The sequence below is a fragment of the Priestia sp. YIM B13552 genome, from assembly GCF_042787775.1.
Lineage (GTDB): Bacteria > Bacillota > Bacilli > Bacillales > Bacillaceae_H > Priestia > Priestia megaterium_E.
The window spans coordinates 1-24,763 of record NZ_JBHZOU010000013.1; the positions used below are offsets into that span (position 1 = coordinate 1).

Below are 24,763 nucleotides of genomic sequence, written 5' to 3' on the forward strand. Positions count from 1 at the left end.
CGCGCCCGAGAGGAGTCGAACCCCTAACCTTTTGATCCGTAGTCAAACGCTCTATCCAATTGAGCTACGGGCGCTTCTTATGATGTTTACCGCCGTTGTTTTGGCGACTTTATTATAATATCATTTCTGTTTTCTTATGTCAACACTTTTTTAAAAGTTTTTTTGGTGCGGCCGAGAGGACTTGAACCTCCACGGGGTCGCCCCCACTAGGCCCTCAACCTAGCGCGTCTGCCATTCCGCCACGACCGCTAAATACATAAAATGAATAAGATGCGGGTGAAGGGACTTGAACCCCCACGTCGTAAAGACACTAGATCCTAAGTCTAGCGCGTCTGCCAATTCCGCCACACCCGCAAGAAATGAAAATGAGCCATGAAGGACTCGAACCTTCGACCCTCTGATTAAAAGTCAGATGCTCTACCAACTGAGCTAATGGCTCTTTATGGCTGGGCTAGCTGGATTCGAACCAACGCATGACGGAATCAAAATCCGTTGCCTTACCGCTTGGCGATAGCCCAATAATTTAAATGGCGGTCCCGACGGGAATCGAACCCGCGATCTCCTGCGTGACAGGCAGGCATGTTAACCGCTACACCACGGGACCATCCAAAATTATGTATAAAACAGTCAAATGGTGGAGGATGACGGGATCGAACCGCCGACCCCCTGCTTGTAAGGCAGGTGCTCTCCCAGCTGAGCTAATCCTCCACGAATATGTAAATGAAAATCAATGGTGACCCGTACGGGATTCGAACCCGTGTTACCGCCGTGAAAGGGCGGTGTCTTAACCGCTTGACCAACGGGCCATTATAAAATGGCGGAGAAGGAGGGATTTGAACCCTCGCGCCGCTTACACGACCTACACCCTTAGCAGGGGCGCCTCTTCAGCCACTTGAGTACTTCTCCATATGGCTCCACAGGTAGGACTCGAACCTACGACCGATCGGTTAACAGCCGATAGCTCTACCACTGAGCTACTGTGGAATAATATTTATCAGACTTCTTACATTGTAATCGACATTACATGTAATGTCAATAAGTTTTTGTAATTTATTTGCCGTTTATTTGAGACGGCTTTATTAATTTATCATAATCAATCTATTTTAGTCAAGCATCTTCTACATTTTTTTTAATTTACCTTTACACTTTCCACAAACATATTTAACCGTGTTCACTTTTCTTTTTCGAACATATTTTTGATCGCACTGCATACATACATATATGTGCTCTTTTTTCTTTCCATCACTTTCTTTTTTTAATGCCTGACAAAATCGGGGGGCCCCTACTTCTTTCATTAGGCTTTTAAAGTCTTGATCTCCATGCTTATACCCTTTCCCCTCAATATGTAAATGATAGTGACAGAGCTCATGTTTAATGATTGCTACTATTTCTTGTTTGCCATATTGTTCAAAGTATTTGTAGTTTACCTCTATATTAGATGTACGTAATAAATACCTTCCACCTGTCGTACGTAAACGAGGATTAAAAGTGGCTTCATGACGAAATGGTTTGTGAAACAACTTCAATGAAATTTCTTCTACAAGTATTTGTAAATCCTTATCATTCATCTTATATACTCCTCTACTGTATGAAATCACCTGACTAGCTCTTTGGGCATACACTTCATTACATACTCACTATTTACCTTATCATAAATGAAAAGGAGTGATTGTCCTTATGCCAATGTGGCTACAAAAACAAATGAGGCGCGCTTATTCTGAAAAAGACCGTGCACAAATAAAATTGCTCAATCAATGTTGGTTTTTTTATCAAAAAAATAACTCCGCTTCTTAATCACTTCTTTTTAAAAATAAAATTGCCTTTTCAGAAAATCTGAAAAGGCAATTTTATTATTGATGGGGCGGAATCATCGTCAATGCGACTCTTCCTTTTTTCATATCTACGTCTTCTACCCACACATTCACCAAATCTCCTACTGAAACGACATCGAGGGGGTGCTTAACGTACCGATTCGTTAATTTAGAAATATGGACTAGACCGTCTTGCTTAACTCCTATATCGATGAACGCTCCGAAGTCTACGACGTTTCGCACCGTACCTTCAAGCTGAATACCTTTGGCAAGATCCTCTAGCTTCAAAATATCCTGACGGAGCAAAGGTTTTGGCAGTTCATCACGAGGATCTCTTTCCGGTCTTACGAGCGCTTCTATAATGTCTTTTAAAGTAAGCTCCCCTATACTTAGTTCTTCTGATATTTCGGGTAAAGAAATATGTTTTAATGCTTCTTTTACTTTCTCCGTTCCAAGCTCAGTCTCTTTCACTTCAGCTTTCTTTAAAAGCTTTTTAACGTCTCCATATGTTTCAGGATGGATACCCGTTCTGTCTAAAGGTTCTTCACCTTCTATAATACGTAAAAACCCAATACACTGCTCATACGTTTTAGCACCTAGACGCGGAATTTTCTTCAGCTGTTTTCGGTTAGAGAATTTTCCGTTTTCATCCCGATATTTTACAATGTTTTGAGCAACTGTCTTATTTAGACCAGCAACGTATTGTAGAAGCGAAGCAGAAGCCGTGTTTGCATTTACTCCTACCTGATTTACTACTGTCTCTACAATAAAAGTCAGTGAATCATTTAATTGCTTTTGAGACACATCATGCTGATACTGCCCTACTCCTACCGACTTAGGATCGATTTTCACAAGTTCAGCCAGCGGATCTTGCAGCCTTCTGGCAATCGATACAGCGCTTCGCTCTTCTACTTGAAAATCAGGAAATTCCTCTCTAGCAACATCAGAAGCCGAATATACGCTTGCTCCCGCTTCATTCACAATCAAATAATAAACTGGGTTTTCAATTTCTTTAAGAACATCCGCTACAAATTGCTCCGTTTCGCGAGATGCCGTTCCGTTTCCAATGGCTACTACTTCAATAGGGTATTCAGCGAACATTTTCTTTAATTTATTTTGCGCTTCAGCTGCTTTTCTCACAGGAGGATGTGGATAAATAACATCAATTTTTAATACCTTGCCTGTTTCATCTACTACAGCTAATTTGCAGCCTGTTCGAAAAGCTGGATCTACTCCTAATACCACTTTCCCTTTCAATGGAGGTTGGAGAAGAAGTTTCCGTAAGTTTTCAGAAAAGATGTGAATGGCTCTTTCTTCGGCTTTTTCTGATAGCTCTTTACGGATTTCGCGTTCAATAGATGGTTCTATTAAGCGTTTATAAGCATCTTCTATAGCTGAGATGATATAACTTTCAGCTGAAGAATCCCTTTTTTTGATTACTTGTTTATGTAAATATGAAAGAATACGATCTGTAGGCGCATCAATACTCACTTTTAAAATACCGTCTTTTTCTCCTCTATTCATGGCTAAGATACGATGAGGAACGATTCGCTTTACCGCTTCTGTATATTCATAGTACATTTCATAGATATTTTTTTCATCTTTTTCGGGATCTTTGACTGAAGTAACAATTATGCCATCTTTTACAGTAGTCGTACGAATCCATTGACGGTAAGATGCTTCGTCAGAAATTTGTTCCGCTACAATGTCTAGGGCTCCCTGAATAGCTTCTTCAGAAGATTGAACTCCCGCTTCTTCATTTATGTATGTTTTCGCTTCGTTCTTCACGTCGGAACGTGGAAAACTTAGTAACCACTGTGCTAATGGTTCAAGACCTTTTTCTTTTGCTACAGTTGCTTTTGTACGTCGTTTTTGCTTAAAAGGGCGGTATAAATCTTCTACTTGCTGCAATTTCTTCGCTTGATGAATTTGAGCAGCCAGTGCCTCAGTTAATTTCCCTTGCTCTTCAATTAATCGAAGAACTTCCTCTTTACGCTCCTCTAAATTCATTAAGTAGTTCCAGGAATCTAAAATATTCCGGATTTGGACTTCATCCAAAGCACCAGTTTGTTCTTTTCTATATCGAGCAATAAAGGGAACTGTATTACCGTCTTCTACTAAAGCAATTACGTTTTGTACTTGCTTTTGTGAAATCTCCACCTCTTTACTTACACGTTGAACAATTTGATTATCTAATTTCGTTGCAACAGACACAGCTTATCCTCCTAGCTAAATGAAACTTTGTCTTTATTGTAACAAAACTCACATGCAATAACACATGTGAGCTAAAAAGAAAGGCTATGCAGTTGGAAGATGACCAGCGATATACGTAATATCGTCATTATGAGATCGAATTGCTGCCTGTAGCCGTGTCGACAATTGATCTACATTCATCGAGTTAGCAAAAACAGATTTAACCTCTTTTAATTCTAAGCCATCTGTATGAATCAAAAATTTAGAACCGGAGTCATATGGGAAGGTTTGTGTGCGGAACTTTTGAATTTTCCCTGATAAAAAACCTTGAATTGGCAGAGGGTACGTTAATTTCCCCTCCGGAGAATACAGATAAAAGCGGATATTACCTACATTTGTATAATGAAATTCGTTATGTTTTTTATCAATTTTCAAAATAGCTACTGCTGCGCCTCTTGTATGTCGAGTAGCTTTGTTGCACTTAGAAATGATCTCATCCACATCTAGATGATGATGAGCTTTCGCTACATCCGTAACAGCTACAGAAGCGGCTCTGGCTTGTTCACCGCTTCCTAATCCATCTGCCACTGCACATAGAAAATAGTCATCCGTTTCTTTGACATAGTAACTATCTCCACAACATATGTTCCCTTGCTTTGGTTCTTGGTATATATGAGTTTGAATCGACTTTGTATTAGGGTCTACTGTCATCACGACATATACTCCGAATCGTTAGAATCTGAGCGAGCTGCAGTCCTTAGCTTATCAAGCGCTCTTCTTTGCAGTCGAGATACATGCATTTGAGAAATCCCTAACTTCTCACCGGCATCTTTTTGACTCAGATTTTCAATAAAGGTATAGCGAATCACTTCTTTTTCTCTATCGCTTAATACATGAAGAATTTTTTCTAACACTAACCGCTGATCAGTTTTCTCATAACCCGACTCTTGTTCACCTACTAAATCAAGGATTGTCACAGTGCTTCCATCAGAGTCTGCTTCAATGGAATGATCAACAGACAACGCTTGATAACTTTGCCCCATCTCCATCGTTTCTAAAATTTCTTCCTCTGTCACTCCGATATGATCAGCAATTTCTTTCACTTGAGGAGATCGCTGTAAACGGGTTGTTAGCTCTTCGACAGCTGCTTTAATTTTAGGACCTAATTCTTTGATGCGGCGCGGCACGTGAACACTCCACGTTTTATCGCGTAAAAATCGCTTAATCTCTCCAATGATTGTAGGAACAGCAAACGATTCAAAGCTTCTTCCAAATGAAGCATCATACCTTCTAATAGCTCCTAACAGTCCTAGCATCCCTACCTGCACAATATCTTCATGTAAGCTTCTGCCTTTTGAATAACGACGTGCAATAGATTCAACAAGGTTCTTGTAATGTACTACTAGATCACTTTGTGCTTCTTCATCCTGCGTTTTTTGAAAGCGCTCAATTCGTTCCTGAACCTGTTCTTTAGTTAATTTCATAGGTTGAGACTGTGTTTTCATCACTCTCCACCTGCTCTCTTTGCACATACTTAGTCATCATTAGCGTTACACCTTTTGAATTGACCATTTTCACTTCATCCATTAGTGTTTCAATTAAATATAAACCAAGTCCACCTTCAGGAAGAAATTCAACTTCTTTTGATGTTTCATAAGGTCCTATATGTTCCTTAAGCTCTTCAAAATTGAAGCTTTCACCTTTATCGACCACCATGATTTCTAAACGGTCATCAAATAAACCAAAACCTACTCTCACTTCACCATTTTCTTCACTCTTGTAAGCATGCTGCACGGCATTTGTACATGCCTCACTCACAGCAATTTTCATATCTTCAATTTCATCATAAGAAAAACCCATCCGGTTCGCTACACCAGACAGCGTCAGTCGAATAATCGCTACGTAGTCTGGCTTAGCAGGAATCTTCATCTCAACAAAGTCATAAGGCTGTTTCATTTTACGCCACCTTCTACTTGTGAATTCACGTTTAAAATGTCTGTGAGGCCCGTAATATCAAATAAGCGCTTGATGCGCTCTGATACACCAACAAATTTCAAAGAGCCGTTATTTTTCTTATTGGCTTTTAACAATGCAATAAATACACCTAGTCCTGTACTATCCATGTATGATACATCGGTTAAATCGACTATAATTTCTGGTTCGGTATGTTCAGTAATTTCCATGAACTTTTCTTTTAGCTTAGGTGCTGTATATGCGTCAATCTCTCCAGCCAGCTTAATACGATATGCTTGACCGTCCTTTTGTATATCTATTTTTAAATTCATCGTATTAGTAGACCCCCTCTAATTTTGTGCTATCTTTTCTGTACCCTTATTTAGAATACTTAAACTAAACTCTTCAAAATAATCAATGTAAAGTCATCCCTCAATTGAAAATGCTGTAATTTTTCCAGCTCTTTATATACAGATTCTACAATTTCTTGAGGAGACAAATGCATGTATTTTCGAATTAATTTTATGATGTCCAATCTTTCAATAAATCCTTCTTCGGTTCTGCATTCTGTTACGCCATCTGTTAACAGAACAATCATATCGCCTTTTGAAAGCTGCTGCTCGTACTGAAGATATTTCACATGGCGATCGACTCCTAGCACGAGTCCTTTTGCTTCCAAATCTTCAAATGAATCAGCTTTGGCATCATAATAAAAACCTGGTTCATGCCCTGCAGATGCATAATCAAATAAGTTTGTCTCGGGATTATAGCTTCCGTAGAACATCGTAATAAACATACTTGGATCTACGTTTCGCTCTACAATATTGTTCAAGTTCTCTAATACATAACTTGGATTTTTTCTTGAGTCCGGTAAGCTGTCCATTGCATACTTGATCATAGACATACACATTGCAGCTGGAATTCCTTTTCCGATCACATCGGCAATGGCAATACTTAACCCGCCGTGCTCTTCTTCTACAAAGTGAAAATAATCTCCGTTCATCTGTTTAGCCGGTACGCTAATCGCGCCAATTTCTAAAGTTGAACTAGGCGGAACCTTTGTCCCCAACAGCGTCTGCTGGACGTTAGCGGCAACTTCAATTTCAGAACGAAGTTCCCGCTGCTTATTTTTTAATGTTTGATGCTCACGAAGAGCAAGACCGTAGCTAATCATTACCTCAAGTAAAAAGTCCAGAGAATGCAGCACTTTTTCTGGAATATCAGAATAAATTTCTTCAATCACTTCTTTATGAATGCTCACAATATCTTCTGGCGATATTTCATTCTCTAAAGATTTTCTACTTAGTTTTTGTCCTTGATACAAAATTTGTTCATTTTGTGTTTGGATATAGTTCCCCAAAATATCTTTGTATAAATCTCTCATCTCTTTATCAAAAGACATTATCTATTTCCTCCTACCGGAGCCACTTAACTGCTTTAATCTCAGTACCTTCTCCGACATTTGTTTCGATGTCAAACTCATCCATCAATCGTTTTACCCCAGGAAGCCCAGCTCCTAGTCCACCCGATGTTGAGTATCCATCTTCCATTACTTTGCGAACGTCGGGGATACCTGGCCCTTCATCTGTTGCTACGACAAGAAGACCGTTTTTTCCTCCACGATTTAATTTCTCAATATAGATTTGACCCTTACCCGCATATAGGTAAATATTACGAGCTAATTCAGAAATGGCGGTTGTAATACGAGCTTGGTCAACTGTTCCAAACCCTAGCTCTTTCGACACATTTCTACCTAATTGGCGTGCCGCTACGATGTCCCATTCTGTTACGATTTTTACGCTGGATTGGAATTCCATATACTAATCCCCCAATTCCGATTGGAGTTTCTCAAGACCTTTTTCTAAATCGAGTGCAGTAAGAACATCATTTAGGCCAATCCCTAACTCAACAAGTGTAATAGCTACTGCAGGCTGGATACCTGTTAATACTACTCTAGCCCCCATCAAATTAGACATGCTAACCACGTCACCTAAAACTTTTGCGATGAATGAATCGATCATATCAATTGAAGTTAAATCGATTACCACTCCTTTTGCTCCAGTTTGATGAATTTTACTTAGCAAATCTTCTTGGAATTGAATAGCCGTTTGATCATCCAGCTCCCATTGAATGGATACCAATAAATAGTCGTACAATTTCAAAATGGGTATTCTCACGTTTATTCCTCCGATTCTATATCAACTATTTTCCGCTCAGTCATTTCTAACGCAAACTCTACGCCTTTTTTTAATGAATTTTTCGTAATAATTTCGTTTAAGTTAATACCTAAGTTCACAATAGTCTGAGCAATTTCCGGACGAATTCCTACTAACAAACACTTGGCTCCAACCAAACGTACGGCTTCAGCAGCTTGAATAATATGATGGGCAACCATCGTATCCACTACTGGTACTCCGGTAATATCTATTAATACGACCTCTGATCGGTGCTTTACGACACCTTGCAGTAAATTTTCCATAATTTTCTTTGCGCGATCAGTGTCAATTGTTCCTACAAGCGGCATTACTGTAATTTTATCAAATACCGGTATTAATGGAGCAGACAATTCTTGAAGTGCAACTTTTTGCAACATAACTGTATTTTCCCACGAGTTGGAGTATTGTTCTACTATTTTGTTATAAATAGGGCTTAACCATTTGTCAAACCGATAGAATAATTCAGAATGAGTTTGGTCAGCCTTTACATGTTCACTGTTTACATACCCTTCGACCACTACGTGACCCAAGTTACGTACACCCTGTGTTAAATAAGCAAGAGGCCATCCTAAACTCACAACTCGTCCTACTACTTCCTCTAGTTCCTCTGCAAAATTTTCCTGATCACGGAATGCTTTTGCCAAAAGTAAATTTACAAAATCAGAGCTTACATTTACGTACACTTGCTCGGATACAATGTTTTTAATGCGCTCTGTTTCCACATCATTCATTAACACTAGCCATCGATCAAAAATTTCTGATTTATGATTTTGTATATAATTGAATAAATCTTGATTCATGAGGTCCTCCTTGTGAGTCAATACACTCATTTATATCTATATATATATTATCATTTTTAAAAGGTTTCTTATTACAATATACGTTTACTGATTATTCCTAGTCAAATTAAAAAAGTTGCTCATAAAGGAGCAACTTAGCATAAATGGAAGTATAATTCTAAAAGTCGATAAGTCCTACACTGATTTGCAAGGCTTCATCCACTCTGTCCATCATTTCATCATCTAAATGGGTAATCTTGTCTGTTAGCCTCTGTTTATCAATAGTACGAATTTGTTCTAGTAAAATAACTGAATCTCGCTCAAATCCATAGCGCTTTGCATCAATTTCAACATGCGTAGGTAACTTTGCCTTTTGAATTTGAGCAGTGATCGCAGCTACAATAACAGTTGGGCTAAAACGATTGCCTATATCATTTTGAATGACAAGTACAGGGCGAACGCCTCCTTGTTCTGAGCCAACAACAGGAGATAGGTCAGCAAAATAAACGTCGCCACGTTTGACTACCAAGTCATTACCCCCCGCTTACTAAACGATCCACAGTATGATCAGCTTCATACTCTGCTAGAAAAGCCTCGGAAGCAATATTTAAGTTTATCTTTGCCATCTCCATATATCCACGTCTCATTGATTCGCGAATATGGCGTTTTTTTCGCTCACGAAGGTACAATTTTGTTGCTTGGTGAATAAAATCACTTCGGTTGCCATTTTCTTGTTTAACCATAAGATCGAGCTCCGATACTAAATTTTTCGGTAATCTTACTAGGATTTCTGTAGTTGCGCTCGCTTCAGACACAAACATACACCTCCAACATCAATACACACACCAATAGTCTCATCTTTCCTTATCATAACATTGATTAGCTTTAATGGAAAGTTAATTCTGTCAATTTCTACACTATTATCGTCAATTGATACCCTCTTTTATGCATGGAAGTTATTATTTTATTGTCTTTTGTTCGCAGACTTTTTATGTTGACTCAGGAAGATGTATATTCAGCGCAAGATATAATTATTAACATCAATATGCTGCAAATCTCTTGTATAAACCCTCGGAACCCTTGCTGCAATCATGCAAGGGATTTCATAATTAATTGTTTCAAGATGCTTCGCTACTTCATCAATTGTAATTTCAGCATCTTTTTGTTTTCCAATAAATGTTACTCTTGTACCCATTTTATACATTTTAGGTAATTTAATCATCAATTGGTCCATGCAGATTCTACCAACAATTGGCACTTTAAATCCATCTACTAATACTTCAAAATTACTTAATTTACGAATCCAGCCGTCTGCGTATCCTACTGGGATAGTAGCAATCCATTCATCTTCTTTCGCTTCATAAGTAGCTCCGTAACTGATATGACTCCCTTTTTTGACTTTTTTAACATGCACGATACGGCTGTGCAGTGAAAAAGCCTGTTTTAACGGAATTGGCAAGACTTCTTTTAATTCCTCAGAAGGACTCAAGCCATACATAGAGATACCTAAGCGTACGCCATTAAAGATATCTTTCGGACGACGAAGCAAGGCTGCGCTATTTGCACAGTGAATCATCGGAGGTGTAAAATTATATTCTTTCACAATTCGAACCATTTCTTCAAAGAATGTGTATTGTTCTTCAAAATAAGATGAGTTTAGCTCGTCTGCTGTTGCAAAGTGTGTAAACACTCCATCCAGCACGAATCCCGAATGAGAAGCGATGATTTTCATCGTTTCGTGTAATTCTTCTTTTGTTCTAACTCCCAAGCGACCCATGCCTGTATCTATTTTTAAATGCATATGCAGCTGACTGTTTTCACCTAGAATGGACGCCGCTTCTTCAATCCAAGCTTTGCTATAAGCAGTGACTGTTATATCCCACTCCAATGCAGTTTGAATGTGTAGGGTAGGCACGGCGCCTAATACTAAAATGGATTCCTTTATTCCTTTTTTCCGAAGAGCAATAGCTTCATCCAAAAAAGCTACAGCTAGCATATCAGCCCCAGCTTGAAGCGCAATCTCTGCTACTTCTTTATCTCCATGCCCGTACGCATTCGCCTTCACTACGGCCATTAACGTTTTATGCCCCGGTATCAGTTCTCTTACATGATTCACATTTTGAAAAATGGCTTCTACATCAATTTCTGCCCATGTTTCTCTATAAAATGCATCCATTACTACGACACTTCCTTTTTTCAGAACCATTCTAAACGTACTTTCCTCTGTTAGTATAATACATCTATAGCCAAACTTCATCTCGATCTTTATTCAAATTAAGCAAGAACAAGCCTACATATATGCAGGCTTGTAAGCTTCTCTTATTTTCCCATCTGACTTTGCACAGATCTAGCAACTGTACTCAATTCATCTGGTGTTAGCTGATCAGAAGCCAGCATAAAGTCTACTCCATTATATGTCCAAGATAGACTTTTATCCGTTAAAGCTCCCACAGTAAAACCTAAATCAAAGGGCTCTCCGGCAGTAACTGTAGATGTTGCTGTTTTAGCTACTTGCGCTTTTTCTTGTACAAGCGTAAACGGCTTTTCTCCTTTGTACATTAAAACGACTCTCTCGCCATTTTCTGTCTCAATTTTCTTTTCCTTGGACAGCTTTGTACCTTTTGGAACATCCTTAGGATAAAGGACGCTAAATGATTTCTGCTGAGCTAATGTTGGAACGTCAATCTTTGCACTTGTCATGTTTCTTTTTGTATCAAAAGCCCCTTTATCAAACTTAGAATCGAATTTCACCTTAGAGAAATCAACTTTTATTAACACTTTATTATCCGTATCCATAATTTTAACCGAAACAGGCGCTAAGTCACTTTTGTTCAGCGTAATTTCTTGTTTAGGAAGCATCGTGCTATTTTGATAGTTGGTTTTTGTTTCAAAAATATAATGCTTATCCGTTGATTTAAAACTTGCTTTTTCATCCTTCACAATATCTTGGACAAGGGATTCATACAAATAAGCTTGACTGCTATTTTGCGGCCAGTCACTTTGAAAACGAAAGCTTTTATTTAAGGCGGGCGTTAAAACAAAAACCCCTTCATCATTACGCAAAATCATTTGGCTTTGATCTTTCTTTGTATTTTTCAAATTCACTCGATAATACATAGGCTTACTATGCCAAATCTCTACATCGTATACTTGAGCATCTTTCCCTGTATTTAATGTCATCTTAGCATCTGATTTATAACCCGCCATTTCTTGTACCTTGGCATCCAATGCATCTGTTACATCCTGCTGACTTTTTTCACCGCATGCTGATAAGGCTAAGAGAAAAAAGGCGCAAACAAATAAGCCAATCCATTTTTTATGCATTTCCCCAACTCCTTTATTTCGTATATTCACAGCTAAACGGAGAAGCAAGAACATATCTTGTCTCCCCTATCCACACTATGAATATATGAACAAGAAATAGTGAATATGCAGACTAGCTTGACAAGCGTTCAATAATTACTTGAGCAATCGCATAGTGCGCACTGTGGGAAATAGATACGTGTACAGACGCGTCCAGCGGTTGTTTTGTAACAATGTGGGGTTTTCCTCTTTCATCATTCACAATTTCGATATCTTGGAAGCTGAAATCTTTTCCTATTCCTGTTCCAAGAGCTTTCGAATATGCTTCCTTCACAGCAAATCTTCCTGCTAAAAATTCGACCTTACGTCGGCTTGATAGCTTTTCATAGCGTTCTTTTTCATTTTTTGTTAAAATCCGAGTAACAAAAGCACTTTGACGCTGCACCATTTTTTCAATCCGCTCTAACTCTGTAATATCAATTCCAGTTCCTATAATCATTTTCATTTAATCCTCTCTTACAGAATAGTATATAAAAATGCCTTTATAAAAAGGAGTGACAAATATGTTCGTACGCACAGAAAATGCAGCTGAATTTAAACGTTTTTATCCTGTTACCTTCACGCTTATCTGCATCCACATTGCGCTATGGTTACTTGCCGCTCTTCCCTCACACCTTGCAGAATCTTTTATACATCAGCTTATTGGTGTGAATAGCTTAATTTCTCAAGGAGACTACTGGCGACTTTTCACACCTATCTTTTTGCATCTAAGCTTTTCACACCTTCTATTTAACTCATTTTCATTGTTCTTGTTAGGGCCAGGTGCTGAGCGTATTCTTTCTTCTTATAAGTTTCTTCTATTCTACCTTACGTGTGGATTGCTTGGAAATATCGTTACATTTCTAATCCAATCTTCTTTCTACAGCCATGTGGGTGCATCCGGTGCCATTTTCGGGCTGCTTGGGTTTTACCTCTACCTTGTAATAAAACAAAAGCACGTGCTTTCTAAAAGTAACCAGCAAATCATTGTCGTCTTTTTAATTATTGGATTACTTTCAGGTCTGCTAACGCCAGGAACCAACAACACAGCTCATTTCGTTGGAGGTATTGCTGGATTTCTTCTCGCTTTTCTCGCGTTCAAACAGAAAAACAAGCCACAGATATGAGGCCTGCTTTAAGATTTAATATAAAAAGTGGATGAGTTAATAAATTCCACATCTTCATAAGACTTCAAGTCTCTTACTAACTGAAAGAGCGCTTCATCTTTTTTCTTAGCTTCAATCATGCAATCAATTTGCGGTATCGTTCCATTTACTTCTTTTAAAAAGCTGTAAAACCCATTAACATCGATATAATCTGCATGGGCTCTAAATTCTTTATCACTTTTAGGACTAGATATATGCATTTTTAGAGGAAGCGTTTCCTGTTCCCACGTTCTAATGATACGGTCCCAATGCTCTTGCCATGAAGTTTCATCGTTGTTTGCCTGATGATGATGAAGATCAAAAATGATTGGGACATTTAGTTTTTCACATAAATACAAGACGTCCTTTATATGAAAGGTTGTATCGTCGTTTTCTAACATAATCATTTGCTGAAGGGATTGAGGTACAAGCCCCCAATTATGAATAAACTGCTCCAGTGCTTTTTCTTTATCATTATAAGCTCCTCCAACATGTAAAACACAGCGATTTTGAAGCGGAATATCCATTCCTTTCAGCAATTTTTGATGCATGCGAAGAGTTTGGATAGAATGCTTAAAAACCTCTTTATCCGTTGAGTTTAAAACAACAAAATGATCCGGGTGAAAATCTACTCGCATTGGATGTTCCTTCAAAAATACAGAAATACGCTGAAGAGCATCTTTTAAAGGAGCTATGTAGTTCCACTCTTTTAGCGCCTCATGGTTAGCTAATGGAATTAACTTAGAACTGAATCGAAAAAACTCAATTTCACTCCACGCATTGTGTTTTAATAACCGTAAGCAGTTTTCTAAGTTGGATATTGCAATACGTTCGAGCTTGCGAATGGCCGCTTCATGGTCTTTCACACGCTGAAATTGTGCAAAAGTCATTGTTTGAGAAGGAGAACTATTTTCCAAATGAACGCTCATCGCCACATAACCTAACCGAACAATGGTCGACATCAGTGAACACCCCATTTTATTTTACTCATAGTGTGCACCAATAAAATAGCAATTAACACATAAAAAAAACGAGCCTGTTAAGGCTCGTTTTTATTTTACGCTTTGCTGCGAGAATCTTTACGATTACTGCTGCTATTGCGATTTCTATTATCACTGCCGTTGCTTCCACCGCGACGCTTGTCACCAAAACGCTTTGAGTTTCCACGACGATTTTGCTGTGAGTAGTTTTTAGAGTTAGAACGTGAACGACCTCCGCCATTTCCACGTTTGTTTTTATCACCTTTTGCAATTACCGGTGGTTCAGCAGTTAATTGAATTGGTGATTCGTTTGGTTCTTTTGTAAATAATTTGATTGCTGCTGCCACTAATGAAACTGAATCGTGCTCTTCAAGTAACTCTTCTGCCAACTGTTTGTAGTAAGATAAGTTGCCTTGTGTCACAGATTCTGTTAATTTGTCAGCTGCAATACGCTGTTGACCTTCCATTGCTTCATCAAGCGTTGGAGGAGTAAGACGCTCCATTTTACGTTTTGTTGTACGCTCAATATTGTGTAACTGTCCAGTTTCTCTTGGCGTTACAAATGTCATAGCAGCACCCATTTTACCAGCACGTCCTGTACGTCCGATACGGTGTACATAGCTCTCTGGATCTTGAGGGATATCAAAGTTGTATACATGAGTAACACCAGAAATATCAAGTCCGCGTGCAGCTACGTCCGTTGCAACTAATACATCAATAGAACCTTCTTTAAATTGACGTAGTACAGATAGACGTTTCGACTGCGTCAAGTCACCATGGATACCTTGTGCAGAATAACCACGCATATTTAATGCTTCTGATAACTCATCAACACGGCGCTTTGTACGACCAAAGATGATAGCTAATTCAGGTGATTGCATATCTAAAAGACGAGTAAGGATATCAAATTTACGCTTTTCTTGTACTTCTAAATAATACTGCGTAATGTTTGGCATCGTTACTTCTTTTGCTTGTACTTTTACCACTTTTGGTTCGTTCATGAATTTTTCAGCAATGCGACGGATTGGAGTAGGCATTGTTGCTGAGAATAAAAGTGTTTGGTGGTTCTCAGGTACGTTTGATAAGATTTTTTCAATGTCTTCGATGAATCCCATGTTTAACATTTCATCTGCTTCATCTAAAATAACTGTATGAACATCTTGTAGACGAAGTGTACGACGATTAATATGATCTAGCATACGCCCTGGTGTCCCTACGATGATATGAGGGTGCTTTTTCAATGCACGAATTTGACGACTGATATCTTGACCACCGTAAATTGATAGCACGCGTACGCGCTTTGTTTGACCAATTTTGTAAAGTTCTTCAGATACCTGTACAGCAAGTTCACGAGTAGGAGCAATAATTAACCCTTGAATTGCATCTACGTTTACATCAACTTTTTCAATAAGAGGAATACCAAATGCCGCTGTTTTCCCTGTTCCTGTTTGTGCTTGTCCGATCAAATCGTGACCTTCTAGTGCTAATGGGATAGTTTCTGATTGAATTGGTGTTGCTTCTTCAAAACCCATTTTACTCACAGCTTTATTAAGCTGTTGACTTAATCCTAAATCTTGAAATAATGCCAAGTTTTTCAAACTCCTTTTATATTTAGACTATCTATATTTTACAAAAAAAAGCATTCTCCGAGGAAACGGAAAATGCTCTAAACGACTACTTCAATAAATTCAACGTTTAGAGTATAAGCGCCTCAAGACACTCAGACTACATCATAACACTATGGCTTTCCGTTTGCAATAGAGCTTACTTATACTCTTTTTAATATCACGGTAATTTATGCATCATTTTTGAGATAACTTCCTCAAGCTTCATCCCTCGAGATGCTTTCACTAAAACCACATCTTCTCTTGTTGTAATCGCTGTTAATTTTTTAACAAGCTCATCTTTCTCCTCAAAGTGCATTACCTTATCTTCTGCAAAATTATTTTTTGCTCCTTGCTCAATTTCAACAGATAAGGGGCCGTATGTTAGAACATAATCAATTTTTTCTGCTTGAATAAACTCTCCCACTTCTTTGTGGAACTCTTTTTCCTGATCGCCTAATTCAAGCATATCCCCGAGAACAAGAATTTTTTGCTTATAGCCTTCTAAATCATGCATCAGCGTGATAGCAGCTTTAACGGACGTTGGGCTTGCATTATATGCGTCATTAATGAAGGTCAGGCCATCTGTTCGTTTCACGAGCTCCATACGCATATTGGTTAGCTTTAATTCTTTTAATCCCTTAGCGATTGTTTCATTGTCTAGTCCAAAATAATGACCTACCGCAATAGCAGAAAGCGCATTGTGAACATTATGTTTACCTAATACCGGGATAAAGAACGAATATGTTGTTTCACGTGAAACAGTGAATGTGGTGCCTAACTCTTCAGCTGAAATAGCACTTGGATATAAATCGTTTTGTTCTGAGCTGCCAAATGTCACCGTTTCAAATACTGGATTAACTACGCGTGATGTTAAAAGTGGCTCATCACCATTATAGACAAGCTGACCTGTTGGCGCTAAACCGCTTGTAATTTCTAATTTCGCCTCCGCAATTCCATCGCGGCTTCCTAAGTCTTGAAGGTGCGATTCTCCGATATTTGTAATAATGGCCACATCAGGCTCCGCTAAATTAGAAAGAAACTCAATTTCCCCTCGGCTGCTCATGCCCATTTCTAAAACTGCAATATCATGAGTTTCATCTAAACGCAAAATAGTAAGCGGCATGCCAATATGATTATTAAAGTTTCCATCTGTTTTCAGAACACGGTAAGTTGTATCAAGCACAGCTTTCACCATGTCTTTTGCCGTTGTTTTTCCGTTACTTCCTGTAATGCCCACTACTTTAATATCCAACTCATGACGATAGGATTTCGCTAATTGCTGAAGAGCTTCTAGCGTATCATCGACTAAAATAACACTAATGTCTGTCGGTGGATTTTCTTCATCTTTGTTCCACAGTGTAGCGACCGCTCCGTCTTCAATTGCTTTATGAACAAATGTATGCCCGTTAAAACGTTCCCCTTTAATTGGGATATATAAATTACCTTGCTGAATGGTTCTCGTATCAATTGAGACTCCCTCAATTACAGCTGCTTCGTTCCCGCTATGGAATACACTTCCTGGAATCATTGCAGCTAGCTGTGTAAGCGTACGTTTAATCATTGTTGGTTTGCTCCTCTCGATATAAAGTAAACTATGGATAACATTAATTGAAACTAAACACAGAAACACTATTCATGATGAATAGTGTTGTGTGAGTTACATTGTGTGTTTAATTTGCTGCTTTTCGGTATGACGTTCAATTGCTAGTGATACAAGTTTTTCAATTAAATCTGGATATTCAACACCTGCGTGTTTCCACAATAACGGGAACATACTGAAAGGTGTAAAACCAGGCATCGTATTCACTTCATTAATAATGAATTTACCTTCTGATGTTAAGAAGAAATCTGCACGTACAAGACCAGATCCATCAATTGCTTTAAATGCTTTGATTGCTAGTGCTGACATTTCTTGATGCTGTTCTTCTGTAATTTCAGCTGGAATAATAAGACCTGTATCGCCGTCTTCATATTTGGCTTTGTAATCGTAAAACGCTTTTTTAGGTAAAATTTCTCCAACTACTGAACAAGCTGCTTCATCATTCCCTAACACACCAATTTCAACTTCACGGCCAACTGCTGCTGCTTCTACAATGATTTTCCGATCGAATAAGAAAGCTTCAACAAAAGCCGCTTCTAGCTCTTCGCGGTTATCACATTTGCTAATCCCAACGCTTGAACCTAAGTTTGCCGGTTTAACAAAGCAAGGGTATCCAAGTGCTTCTACTTTTTCATAAGCAACCGTTCGATCTGCTTCCCACTCGCGGCGGATAAATGATACGTACTCTACTTGAGGCAGACCTGCCTGTGCAAACAGCTGCTTCATTACAACTTTATCCATACCAGCTGCTGAAGCTAATACACCGTTTCCAACATAAGGAATATTTAATAATTCTAATAATCCTTGTACCGTACCATCTTCTCCATTTGGACCATGAAGAAGTGGGAAAATAACATCTAGCTGATCATCTGTTTTTGAATCTGTTAATGCAAACATTTCTGTATTCAATGAAACTGGTGAAATAGCTGTTCCGTTATCTTGAATTTCTAATTGAGCAACTGTTTCAAGCGGACCAGTCAGCTGTGTGCCGCGAATCCACTTTCCTGTTTCTGTAATGTAAATTGGATGCACTTCATATTTATCGTGATTAATTGCTTTTGAAACTGCTAGAGCTGTTTGTAAAGATACTTTATGTTCAGCGGATTTTCCTCCGTATAAAAGGCCAAGCTTAATTTTCACTGATGTTCCTCCTAACACATATTCATCTTTTCTATTTTATCATGCACGTTTAGATAGTAAACAGAAATATTAACTATTATTACGTATGTCAAAATAGCTAGGCTTGTGAAAGAAATTCCAGCTTTTCCTTTCATTATTTAAAATGACCTTTTCACTTGGATTATTTATTTTTAAAAAAACTTTTTTGATTTTAAATCTTTTTTAAAAGTTTATTTGTAAAGTTTATTTATGCTAAAGATCACCATCAATAATCGAAACTATAGTTCTGGTATAAATCAGGAGGTTCAACAAACATGAGTAAAATGGGAAAAACGATGATTGCTGCATGCAGCGTAGCCATTGGAAGTATTTATGCAACTGGTTATATAAACACTCTATCTGATGCACAAGCTGTTCAAGTCACCCCGGCTCATCATCAGAAGAAAACGACGGATCAAACAGACAATCAAACGATTGTCAATGACAGCTGGGGAGAAGATGTTGCTTCCTCTAATAAGAAACAGTCATCAGCGAGTGCCGAAAGTTCTGCTCCTAAAACAAAATACAAAGATGGAACGTATTCTGGCCAAGGAAGCAACCGTATCGGAACTGTCTACGTATCCGTGACCATTAAAAACGACCGAATTGATACAGTTGAAATTACACAAGCGGATACTCACTATTCTCAAAGTTACATTGAGGGCCTTCCGGCTCAAGTCGTACAAAGACAAAGCTCAGATGTCGACGTCGTGAGCGGAGCAACGCTTAGTACAGAAGATTTTCAAAATGCTGTGGACGACGCACTTCAGCAAGCAGTGAATGCATAAAGGAGAAACGAATGATGTCCATAAAAACGTATAGCCGCTCTGTCTTATGTATGGGAACAACCGTCTCCATTCAAGTAATTGCTCCCCAATCAGAAGAAGCAAATGTCCTTCACCATATCTCAAAGGCATTTACTATTTTTAAAACCGTTGAAACGACATGCAGTCGATTTGATGCCACAAGCGAAGTTATGAAACTAATTAGACATGTCAAAGAGCCTGTTTCTGTTAGTCCTCTATTATTTGAAGCTCTTCATTTCGCTATCTTAGTAGCAAATGAAACGCATGGAATCTTTGACCCAACGGTAGGAAAGCAATTAGAAAACCGCGGTTTTAATGAACATTACTTATATGGAAAACCCGTACAAGTGAACGAAGCAGTCGACTCTGGAAGTTATAAAGACATCGTATTGGATACACATAAAAAAACGGTTTGTTTACAAAAACCGATGATTATAGATCTTGGAGCGGTCGCCAAAGGGTTGGCGATTGATTTGGCTGCCCGCTCCCTTCCTTATCAGCATTTTATGATTAATGCAGGAGGAGACATCCTAGTTAAAGGACGCAATCAACACGGAGAGTTGTGGAAAGTCGGGATTCAGCATCCTGTGATTCAAACGCAGTCACTACTGACTTTACGTGTAACAGATACGGCTGTCTGCACATCAGGAAATTATGCTAGAAAAAATAATACACATCCATCAACGCATCATTTGGTTAATCCCTTATCTCCATCCACTCGAAGCAGTCTGTTGAGTTGCACAGCTATTGCTCCTTCTGCCATGCTGGCCGATGCATTATCTACGTCAGCTTTTATTTTAGGAGCGGAAAAAGGAGTAAATTTATTGAATGATGCCGACATACGCGGCGTGCTCTTCGACTCTAGTTTCACTCCTTTTTTTACATCACATATGGAGGAATTAATAAATTATGACCACACGTTCTGAACGAAGAAGCGGTGTTAAATATATCAGTACACCAAAAGGTTATATTATTGTAGATGAAAACAAACCAAAAGAAATAAGTCTTTGGGCGCAGCTAGTTAAAACCCCTAAAAGATATGTAATCGCTATGCTTCTGCTTTTAACTTTATTAGGTGAATTCAACTCTTCTGCCTTTCAAGGATTAGGACACCTACTGCTTGCCGTATGCTCGGCGGCCGCCTTAGATTTAGGATTTTCTTTTGCTTATAAAAAGAAAATTCAGCTTCCTGACGGCGGAATTATTACTGGATTAATTATTGCCTTAGTACTCAGCACCTCTACACCTGCTTGGGTCACATTTTGCACTGTAGCTGTTGCGATTTTATCGAAGCACTTCGTAAAAGTAAAAAAGAAGCCTATTTTTAACCCTGCTGCTTTTGGTCTTCTCTTTTCACTTATTGTCTTTTCAAGCGGCCAAAGCTGGTGGGGGAGCTTATCTTTACTACCCGTATGGCTCATTGTATTCGTGTTTGTGACGGGGTACCTTGTGACGAGCAAGGTAAATAAATTCCCTCAAGTATTTGCGTTTTTGGGCGTGTATTTTGCTATTTTCACGATTATGTCATTAATAGGAGTAGGCGATGTAGCAGATGCTTTACGAGCTCCTTTTGTTAATTCCGCTTTATTTTTAGCCTTCTTCATGGTGACGGATCCGCCAACTTCTCCTGCCAAGTATAAAGACCAAATAAAATTTGGGCTGCTTGCGGGGGCGATTAGCGCTATAGATTACTTAGTTTTTGGCGGCCTTGCCTATTTATTAATTGGCCTGTTACTTGCTAATGCATGGAAAGCGTGGAAGACCGCCACCAAAAAAGTGACGAAAAAAGCTGCCTGATGATAGGCAGCTTTTTTTCATAGCGGAATTTTCACATGAAATTCCGTACCCACGTTTTTTTGGCTAAAAACCTTAATTTCTCCGTCATGAGCTTGTACAATCCATTTAGCAATCGCGAGACCTAAACCTGACCCTCCTTCGGCACGTGCTCGGCTCTTATCACTTCGATAAAAGCGATCAAACACATATCGAAGGTCTTTCGCTTCAATGCCAACGCCTGTGTCTCTAACGATTAACGTCATAGAGTGATGATATTTCTTTAGACTGATGTGAATGCTTTCTCCAGAGGGCGTGTATTTAAAAGCGTTATCTAATAAAATCATACATAGCTGATGAAGTCGTTCTTGATCTCCTCCGCACATTAACGATTCAATTTCCCTTGTGAAGTGCAGCTCCTTTAGTTCAAATATGGGCTCAAATTGATTAGCTACTTTATCAACCAGCTCGCCCATATTAAAGACCGTTTTGTTTAGCAGCTGCGCACTTGAATCAGATCTAGCCAGTGTTAGTAAGTTACCCACCAGCTTCGTCATCCGCTTCACTTCGTTTAAGCTTTGATAAATATTTTCGCTTTCTTGCTCGATCGTATGATTTGGTCGTCTAAACAATAGCTCGAGATGCGTTTGCATCACGGAAAGAGGCGTTCTTAACTCATGGGAAGCATCTGCAATAAATTCGACCTGTTTGTTCCACGACTTTTGTATAGGTACAAGCGCTCGATTAGCTAAAAACAAGCCAGCCACAAGCGAAAGAAGCAGTCCGATAAACGCTGAAATGATAAGAAGAAAAGCAAGGTGCTCTAAGGTTTGAGTTTCTGGATCTACGTTTAAGACAAGTTGAATCGTTGAAACGTCTTGATCTTTTATATACCCTTCGTTTTTCACATTCATCACTCGATAAGCATGACCGTTTACCTCTTGCGACGTTTGGGCTTTTCCTTCTGAGAGCGCAGGCTTAAAGTCGTCAATATCGTTTGTATATAACCCTTTTTTAGGTGTGATTTTGATTAGTTTTTTATCACCGCTCCAAAGTAAAAACGCAACCCGTCTTTCTGTTTCTCTCTCATTATTTTCCTGAATCTCATGTAAATTTCTTTTTTTTACCTGCTCACTCATCTCACTTAACCGATTGTCTGGATTTGAAAAAATAACATGCTGCATATAAAAATATAAAACTAAACTAAAAATGCTCAAAATAACCATCAGCACGATTGTGTTAAATAACACAAGCCTGATTCTCGTCTTTTTAAACATGCTCTTCCCCTTTTAACATAAAGCCTACGCCTCTCACTGTACGTACATAACCGTCACAATTAAAAGGCTGAAGCTTCTTTCTTAAATGGTGAACATAGACGTCTACTACACCCACTCCTACGTCAGATGTAAATCCCCATACGCGATTAAAAATTTGATCTCGAATAAGGATTTGTTCTTTATTTCGAATAAAGTATTCCAAAAGCTGAAATTCTTTAATCGTTAACGTTAGGGCACTCCCATTTATCATAACTTCATGATTGTCTTCTCGTATAGAAATGGGACCATATGAAATCATGCCTTCTTCTGCCTGCAAGTCTCTGAGCATCACCCTTAACCTCGCAAAAAGTTCAGCCATGGCAAAAGGCTTAACCAAATAATCATCAGCTCCATAATCGAGTCCTTTCACTCGATCTTCTACACTATCCTTTGCAGTGAGAAAAATAACTTTCGTCAGCACCTTTTGTTTTCTTAGCTTTTTTAGTATGTCAAGTCCTGTCATACCCGGCAGCATAATATCTAAAATCAAAGCATCATAAATATTCTGCTCTGCTAAAAACAAACCTTCATCTCCTTCAGACGCACAATCAACTTCATATCCTTCTTCTTTTAAGCCTTCTACGATACCGTGTAATAATGAAGCATCGTCTTCTACCACAAGTACACGCATATCAAATTCCCCCTTTTGTGAGTACCTAAGTAAGCATTATCTTAGCATGTCACTTTTAAAAATATTTTAAAACTAGCGTGTTATCATCTCTTATACTTTATAAAAAAAGTTATGCCTGCAAGCAGACATAACTTTTAACTAAACGCTATTTATGATCAGGACGTCGGTAAATGAACACCGCTTCTTTTGGCAGTTTACCAAACAAAAAGCTAGCAAACGGTAAAAGACGATGACATCCCCAAATGATGAGGTAACAGCCTGCTAATGTTAGAATATAGCGTGCCAAAATTTCAATGTGAAACATGTAGTTTCCTTGTATTGGTACTGCTTTTGCCACAAAGTTTAAAACCATCGGGTGAATCAAGTAAAATCCAAACGAGTACATGGCAATATTTTTAACAATCGTCACGGACTTCACAGAAAGCTTTTCAGCTAATATCTCTGCAATTCGGAAGAAGAAATAACTTCCAGCGACCAAATAAAGCGTATTAACAGCCTCATACGTAAAGCCTGAAATTTGGATTGTCTTCATTGTGTACAAGTGATAATTTAACAGTGAAATAGCTATTCCCGCTCCGAGCGTCACCAGAAATAATACAATATTCGAACGACTGTACTTTTTATCCACTTGTTCGCGATAATAAATGCCAATCCAACCGCCAAGTAAAAACGTAGCCATTGTATTTAAAAACAAATTAAATGAAGTGATATGATACGTATTGTTAAGCATTAAATAACCAAGCTGAATGATAATGCCAAACAGCCACATGTATTTTTTAAAAATGGTTACTTTTTGTGCTAGCCATACAAAAACCGGCAGCACGAGATAAACTTGTACAATTAAAAAGATAAAATGAAGCTGATAGTAGGACTCTCCGCGTAAAATACGTTTCACAATATCAGCTGCATTTAATTCTGTTGCTCCTACATAGTACGAATAAAATTCATAAATAAGTGCCCAAACAATATAGGGAACCAAAATATATGTCACTCTTCGAGCATAATACGTTTTCCATAAAGTCTTTGTTAAAGGCTTGTTAATATAACTATAAAAGAAAACCAAACCTGTAATCACAATAAAGATCCCTGCTTCAATTCGAACAATTCGGTTAAGAAAATGATATTTCTGATAAGCTTCGCTTGCAAATGGCAGTACCGTTGCATATGCTGCTGTTACATGTACGAGCACAACCATCATCATAGCGAATAACCGTAGAAAATAAATGGATTGAATATGCTGCTTTTGTTTTTGCTTCACTTTTTCTCTCCTATATAATGTGAAATATAAATTCTGGATGAATAATAGAACATTCAATTTTTTCTTATCTTTCCCGTTTTACAAATAAAAAAGCTAATAACATAAAATAAATGTTATTAGCTTTACTCGTTTGTATTTTATCTTTCCTCTTGCTATCACGCAACTGAATTTACAAAAACAATAAAGAACTTGAGT

At 38.4% G+C, this 24,763-nt stretch carries 27 protein-coding genes and 10 tRNA genes; 5 read left to right on the forward strand and 32 right to left on the reverse strand.

The window, feature by feature from the left end; translation table 11 throughout:
• From ACFX40_RS26105 to ACFX40_RS26155, 11 genes are all read right to left on the reverse strand, one after another.
• A tRNA-Arg gene (locus ACFX40_RS26105) sits at nucleotides 1-74 on the reverse strand.
• Between the two features lie 89 nt (nucleotides 75-163).
• Nucleotides 164-249: transfer RNA gene (locus ACFX40_RS26110), tRNA-Leu, on the reverse strand.
• Nucleotides 250-271: 22 nt separating this feature from the next.
• Nucleotides 272-354: transfer RNA gene (locus ACFX40_RS26115), tRNA-Leu, on the reverse strand.
• A 12-nt stretch (nucleotides 355-366) separates the two neighbouring features.
• Nucleotides 367-439 (reverse strand) — tRNA-Lys (locus ACFX40_RS26120).
• 4 nt (nucleotides 440-443) lie between these two features.
• A tRNA-Gln gene (locus ACFX40_RS26125) sits at nucleotides 444-518 on the reverse strand.
• 10 nt (nucleotides 519-528) lie between these two features.
• Nucleotides 529-604: transfer RNA gene (locus ACFX40_RS26130), tRNA-Asp, on the reverse strand.
• Between the two features lie 28 nt (nucleotides 605-632).
• Nucleotides 633-708, reverse strand: a tRNA-Val gene (locus ACFX40_RS26135).
• Nucleotides 709-731: 23 nt separating this feature from the next.
• Nucleotides 732-806: transfer RNA gene (locus ACFX40_RS26140), tRNA-Glu, on the reverse strand.
• 9 nt (nucleotides 807-815) lie between these two features.
• A tRNA-Ser gene (locus ACFX40_RS26145) sits at nucleotides 816-906 on the reverse strand.
• A 3-nt stretch (nucleotides 907-909) separates the two neighbouring features.
• Nucleotides 910-984, reverse strand: a tRNA-Asn gene (locus tag ACFX40_RS26150).
• A 134-nt stretch (nucleotides 985-1,118) separates the two neighbouring features.
• Nucleotides 1,119-1,568 (reverse strand): SprT family protein, encoded by a 450-nt coding sequence (locus tag ACFX40_RS26155; RefSeq protein ID WP_377257161.1) that lies wholly within the window; start codon nucleotides 1,566-1,568, stop codon nucleotides 1,119-1,121.
• A 109-nt stretch (nucleotides 1,569-1,677) separates the two neighbouring features.
• Here ACFX40_RS26155 and cmpA point away from each other — a divergent pair, with 109 nt between their 5' ends.
• Entirely contained in the window at nucleotides 1,678-1,794 is a 117-nt protein-coding gene (cmpA, locus tag ACFX40_RS26160) for a cortex morphogenetic protein CmpA (RefSeq protein ID WP_013055014.1), read from the forward strand.
• Between the two features lie 56 nt (nucleotides 1,795-1,850).
• Here the strand turns inward: cmpA and ACFX40_RS26165 are convergent, their stop codons facing one another.
• The 14 genes from ACFX40_RS26165 to acpS all read right to left on the reverse strand — a co-directional run bounded on the left by ACFX40_RS26165 (nucleotide 1,851) and on the right by acpS (nucleotide 12,754).
• Nucleotides 1,851-4,025: a Tex family protein gene (locus ACFX40_RS26165; protein WP_377257164.1), complete on the reverse strand. Its 2,175-nt coding sequence runs from the start codon at nucleotides 4,023-4,025 to the stop codon at nucleotides 1,851-1,853.
• Between the two features lie 84 nt (nucleotides 4,026-4,109).
• Nucleotides 4,110-4,715 carry a PP2C family serine/threonine-protein phosphatase gene (locus tag ACFX40_RS26170; RefSeq protein ID WP_377257184.1) on the reverse strand — a complete coding sequence of 202 codons (606 nt, stop codon included), beginning with the start codon at nucleotides 4,713-4,715 and terminating at the stop codon, nucleotides 4,110-4,112.
• Complete coding sequence (gene sigB, locus ACFX40_RS26175; RefSeq protein WP_013055011.1) at nucleotides 4,715-5,509, reverse strand: RNA polymerase sigma factor SigB; 795 nt, start codon at nucleotides 5,507-5,509, stop codon at nucleotides 4,715-4,717. Before sigB ends, ACFX40_RS26170 begins: the two co-directional genes overlap by 1 nt.
• Nucleotides 5,475-5,960 carry an anti-sigma B factor RsbW gene (gene rsbW, locus ACFX40_RS26180; protein WP_025753516.1) on the reverse strand — a complete coding sequence of 162 codons (486 nt, stop codon included), beginning with the start codon at nucleotides 5,958-5,960 and terminating at the stop codon, nucleotides 5,475-5,477. Before rsbW ends, sigB begins: the two co-directional genes overlap by 35 nt.
• Nucleotides 5,957-6,289 carry an anti-sigma factor antagonist gene (locus ACFX40_RS26185; protein ID WP_013055009.1) on the reverse strand — a complete coding sequence of 111 codons (333 nt, stop codon included), beginning with the start codon at nucleotides 6,287-6,289 and terminating at the stop codon, nucleotides 5,957-5,959. The genes rsbW and ACFX40_RS26185 overlap by 4 nt, the downstream gene beginning before the upstream one ends.
• A 59-nt stretch (nucleotides 6,290-6,348) precedes the next feature.
• The gene (locus tag ACFX40_RS26190) at nucleotides 6,349-7,359 is read right to left on the reverse strand and encodes a PP2C family protein-serine/threonine phosphatase (RefSeq protein ID WP_377257167.1); all 1,011 of its coding nucleotides are present in this window, start codon (nucleotides 7,357-7,359) and stop codon (nucleotides 6,349-6,351) included.
• Between the two features lie 13 nt (nucleotides 7,360-7,372).
• Nucleotides 7,373-7,774 carry an anti-sigma regulatory factor gene (locus tag ACFX40_RS26195; protein WP_013055007.1) on the reverse strand — a complete coding sequence of 134 codons (402 nt, stop codon included), beginning with the start codon at nucleotides 7,772-7,774 and terminating at the stop codon, nucleotides 7,373-7,375.
• A gap of 3 nt (nucleotides 7,775-7,777) precedes the next feature.
• On the reverse strand, nucleotides 7,778-8,134 hold the full coding sequence (locus tag ACFX40_RS26200; RefSeq protein WP_013055006.1) for an STAS domain-containing protein: 357 nt from the start codon (nucleotides 8,132-8,134) through the stop codon (nucleotides 7,778-7,780).
• 2 nt (nucleotides 8,135-8,136) lie between these two features.
• Nucleotides 8,137-8,973, reverse strand: a complete 837-nt coding sequence (locus ACFX40_RS26205; protein WP_013055005.1) for an RsbT co-antagonist protein RsbRA — start codon at nucleotides 8,971-8,973, stop codon at nucleotides 8,137-8,139.
• A gap of 157 nt (nucleotides 8,974-9,130) precedes the next feature.
• Nucleotides 9,131-9,481 (reverse strand): type II toxin-antitoxin system endoribonuclease NdoA, encoded by a 351-nt coding sequence (ndoA, locus tag ACFX40_RS26210; RefSeq protein ID WP_013055004.1) that lies wholly within the window; start codon nucleotides 9,479-9,481, stop codon nucleotides 9,131-9,133.
• 4 nt (nucleotides 9,482-9,485) lie between these two features.
• On the reverse strand, nucleotides 9,486-9,767 hold the full coding sequence (locus ACFX40_RS26215; protein WP_013055003.1) for a CopG family ribbon-helix-helix protein: 282 nt from the start codon (nucleotides 9,765-9,767) through the stop codon (nucleotides 9,486-9,488).
• Between the two features lie 200 nt (nucleotides 9,768-9,967).
• Entirely contained in the window at nucleotides 9,968-11,209 is a 1,242-nt protein-coding gene (gene alr, locus ACFX40_RS26220) for an alanine racemase (RefSeq protein ID WP_418055144.1), read from the reverse strand.
• 62 nt (nucleotides 11,210-11,271) lie between these two features.
• Nucleotides 11,272-12,330, reverse strand: a complete 1,059-nt coding sequence (locus tag ACFX40_RS26225) for a LolA family protein (RefSeq protein ID WP_013055001.1) — start codon at nucleotides 12,328-12,330, stop codon at nucleotides 11,272-11,274.
• Nucleotides 12,331-12,388: 58 nt separating this feature from the next.
• Complete coding sequence (gene acpS, locus ACFX40_RS26230) at nucleotides 12,389-12,754, reverse strand: holo-ACP synthase (protein ID WP_025753519.1); 366 nt, start codon at nucleotides 12,752-12,754, stop codon at nucleotides 12,389-12,391.
• Between the two features lie 64 nt (nucleotides 12,755-12,818).
• Between acpS and ACFX40_RS26235 the strand changes: the two genes are divergently transcribed.
• Nucleotides 12,819-13,421, forward strand: a complete 603-nt coding sequence (locus ACFX40_RS26235) for a rhomboid family intramembrane serine protease (protein ID WP_060745935.1) — start codon at nucleotides 12,819-12,821, stop codon at nucleotides 13,419-13,421.
• An 8-nt stretch (nucleotides 13,422-13,429) separates the two neighbouring features.
• Here the strand turns inward: ACFX40_RS26235 and uvsE are convergent, their stop codons facing one another.
• The 4 genes from uvsE to ACFX40_RS26255 all read right to left on the reverse strand — a co-directional run bounded on the left by uvsE (nucleotide 13,430) and on the right by ACFX40_RS26255 (nucleotide 18,766).
• Nucleotides 13,430-14,401 carry a UV DNA damage repair endonuclease UvsE gene (gene uvsE / locus ACFX40_RS26240; protein ID WP_028410443.1) on the reverse strand — a complete coding sequence of 324 codons (972 nt, stop codon included), beginning with the start codon at nucleotides 14,399-14,401 and terminating at the stop codon, nucleotides 13,430-13,432.
• 95 nt (nucleotides 14,402-14,496) lie between these two features.
• Complete coding sequence (gene cshA, locus ACFX40_RS26245; RefSeq protein ID WP_016762753.1) at nucleotides 14,497-16,008, reverse strand: degradosome RNA helicase CshA; 1,512 nt, start codon at nucleotides 16,006-16,008, stop codon at nucleotides 14,497-14,499.
• Nucleotides 16,009-16,204: 196 nt separating this feature from the next.
• On the reverse strand, nucleotides 16,205-17,587 hold the full coding sequence (locus ACFX40_RS26250; RefSeq protein ID WP_098524664.1) for a UDP-N-acetylmuramoyl-tripeptide--D-alanyl-D-alanine ligase: 1,383 nt from the start codon (nucleotides 17,585-17,587) through the stop codon (nucleotides 16,205-16,207).
• Nucleotides 17,588-17,683: 96 nt separating this feature from the next.
• Nucleotides 17,684-18,766, reverse strand: a complete 1,083-nt coding sequence (locus ACFX40_RS26255; RefSeq protein WP_217599578.1) for a D-alanine--D-alanine ligase — start codon at nucleotides 18,764-18,766, stop codon at nucleotides 17,684-17,686.
• 293 nt (nucleotides 18,767-19,059) lie between these two features.
• Here ACFX40_RS26255 and ACFX40_RS26260 point away from each other — a divergent pair, with 293 nt between their 5' ends.
• Genes ACFX40_RS26260 through ACFX40_RS26270 form a run of 3 tightly spaced genes read left to right on the forward strand, consistent with a single transcriptional unit; the run spans nucleotide 19,060 to nucleotide 21,387 of the window.
• On the forward strand, nucleotides 19,060-19,572 hold the full coding sequence (locus ACFX40_RS26260) for an FMN-binding protein (protein ID WP_060745933.1): 513 nt from the start codon (nucleotides 19,060-19,062) through the stop codon (nucleotides 19,570-19,572).
• Between the two features lie 11 nt (nucleotides 19,573-19,583).
• Nucleotides 19,584-20,516: an FAD:protein FMN transferase gene (locus ACFX40_RS26265; RefSeq protein ID WP_377257171.1), complete on the forward strand. Its 933-nt coding sequence runs from the start codon at nucleotides 19,584-19,586 to the stop codon at nucleotides 20,514-20,516.
• On the forward strand, nucleotides 20,500-21,387 hold the full coding sequence (locus ACFX40_RS26270; protein WP_028410438.1) for an RnfABCDGE type electron transport complex subunit D: 888 nt from the start codon (nucleotides 20,500-20,502) through the stop codon (nucleotides 21,385-21,387). Before ACFX40_RS26265 ends, ACFX40_RS26270 begins: the two co-directional genes overlap by 17 nt.
• Nucleotides 21,388-21,404: 17 nt before the next feature.
• On the opposite strand, the gene ACFX40_RS26275 is transcribed toward ACFX40_RS26270, so the two are convergent.
• The 3 genes from ACFX40_RS26275 to ACFX40_RS26285 form a co-directional block, all read right to left on the reverse strand.
• The gene (locus ACFX40_RS26275) at nucleotides 21,405-22,640 is read right to left on the reverse strand and encodes a sensor histidine kinase (RefSeq protein ID WP_060745930.1); all 1,236 of its coding nucleotides are present in this window, start codon (nucleotides 22,638-22,640) and stop codon (nucleotides 21,405-21,407) included.
• Nucleotides 22,633-23,310, reverse strand: a complete 678-nt coding sequence (locus ACFX40_RS26280) for a response regulator transcription factor (RefSeq protein WP_028410436.1) — start codon at nucleotides 23,308-23,310, stop codon at nucleotides 22,633-22,635. The genes ACFX40_RS26275 and ACFX40_RS26280 overlap by 8 nt, the downstream gene beginning before the upstream one ends.
• Nucleotides 23,311-23,455: 145 nt before the next feature.
• A complete protein-coding gene (locus ACFX40_RS26285) occupies nucleotides 23,456-24,568 on the reverse strand; it encodes an acyltransferase (RefSeq protein ID WP_060745929.1) in 1,113 nt (370 codons plus the stop codon).
• Between the last annotated feature and the right edge of the window lie 195 nt (nucleotides 24,569-24,763).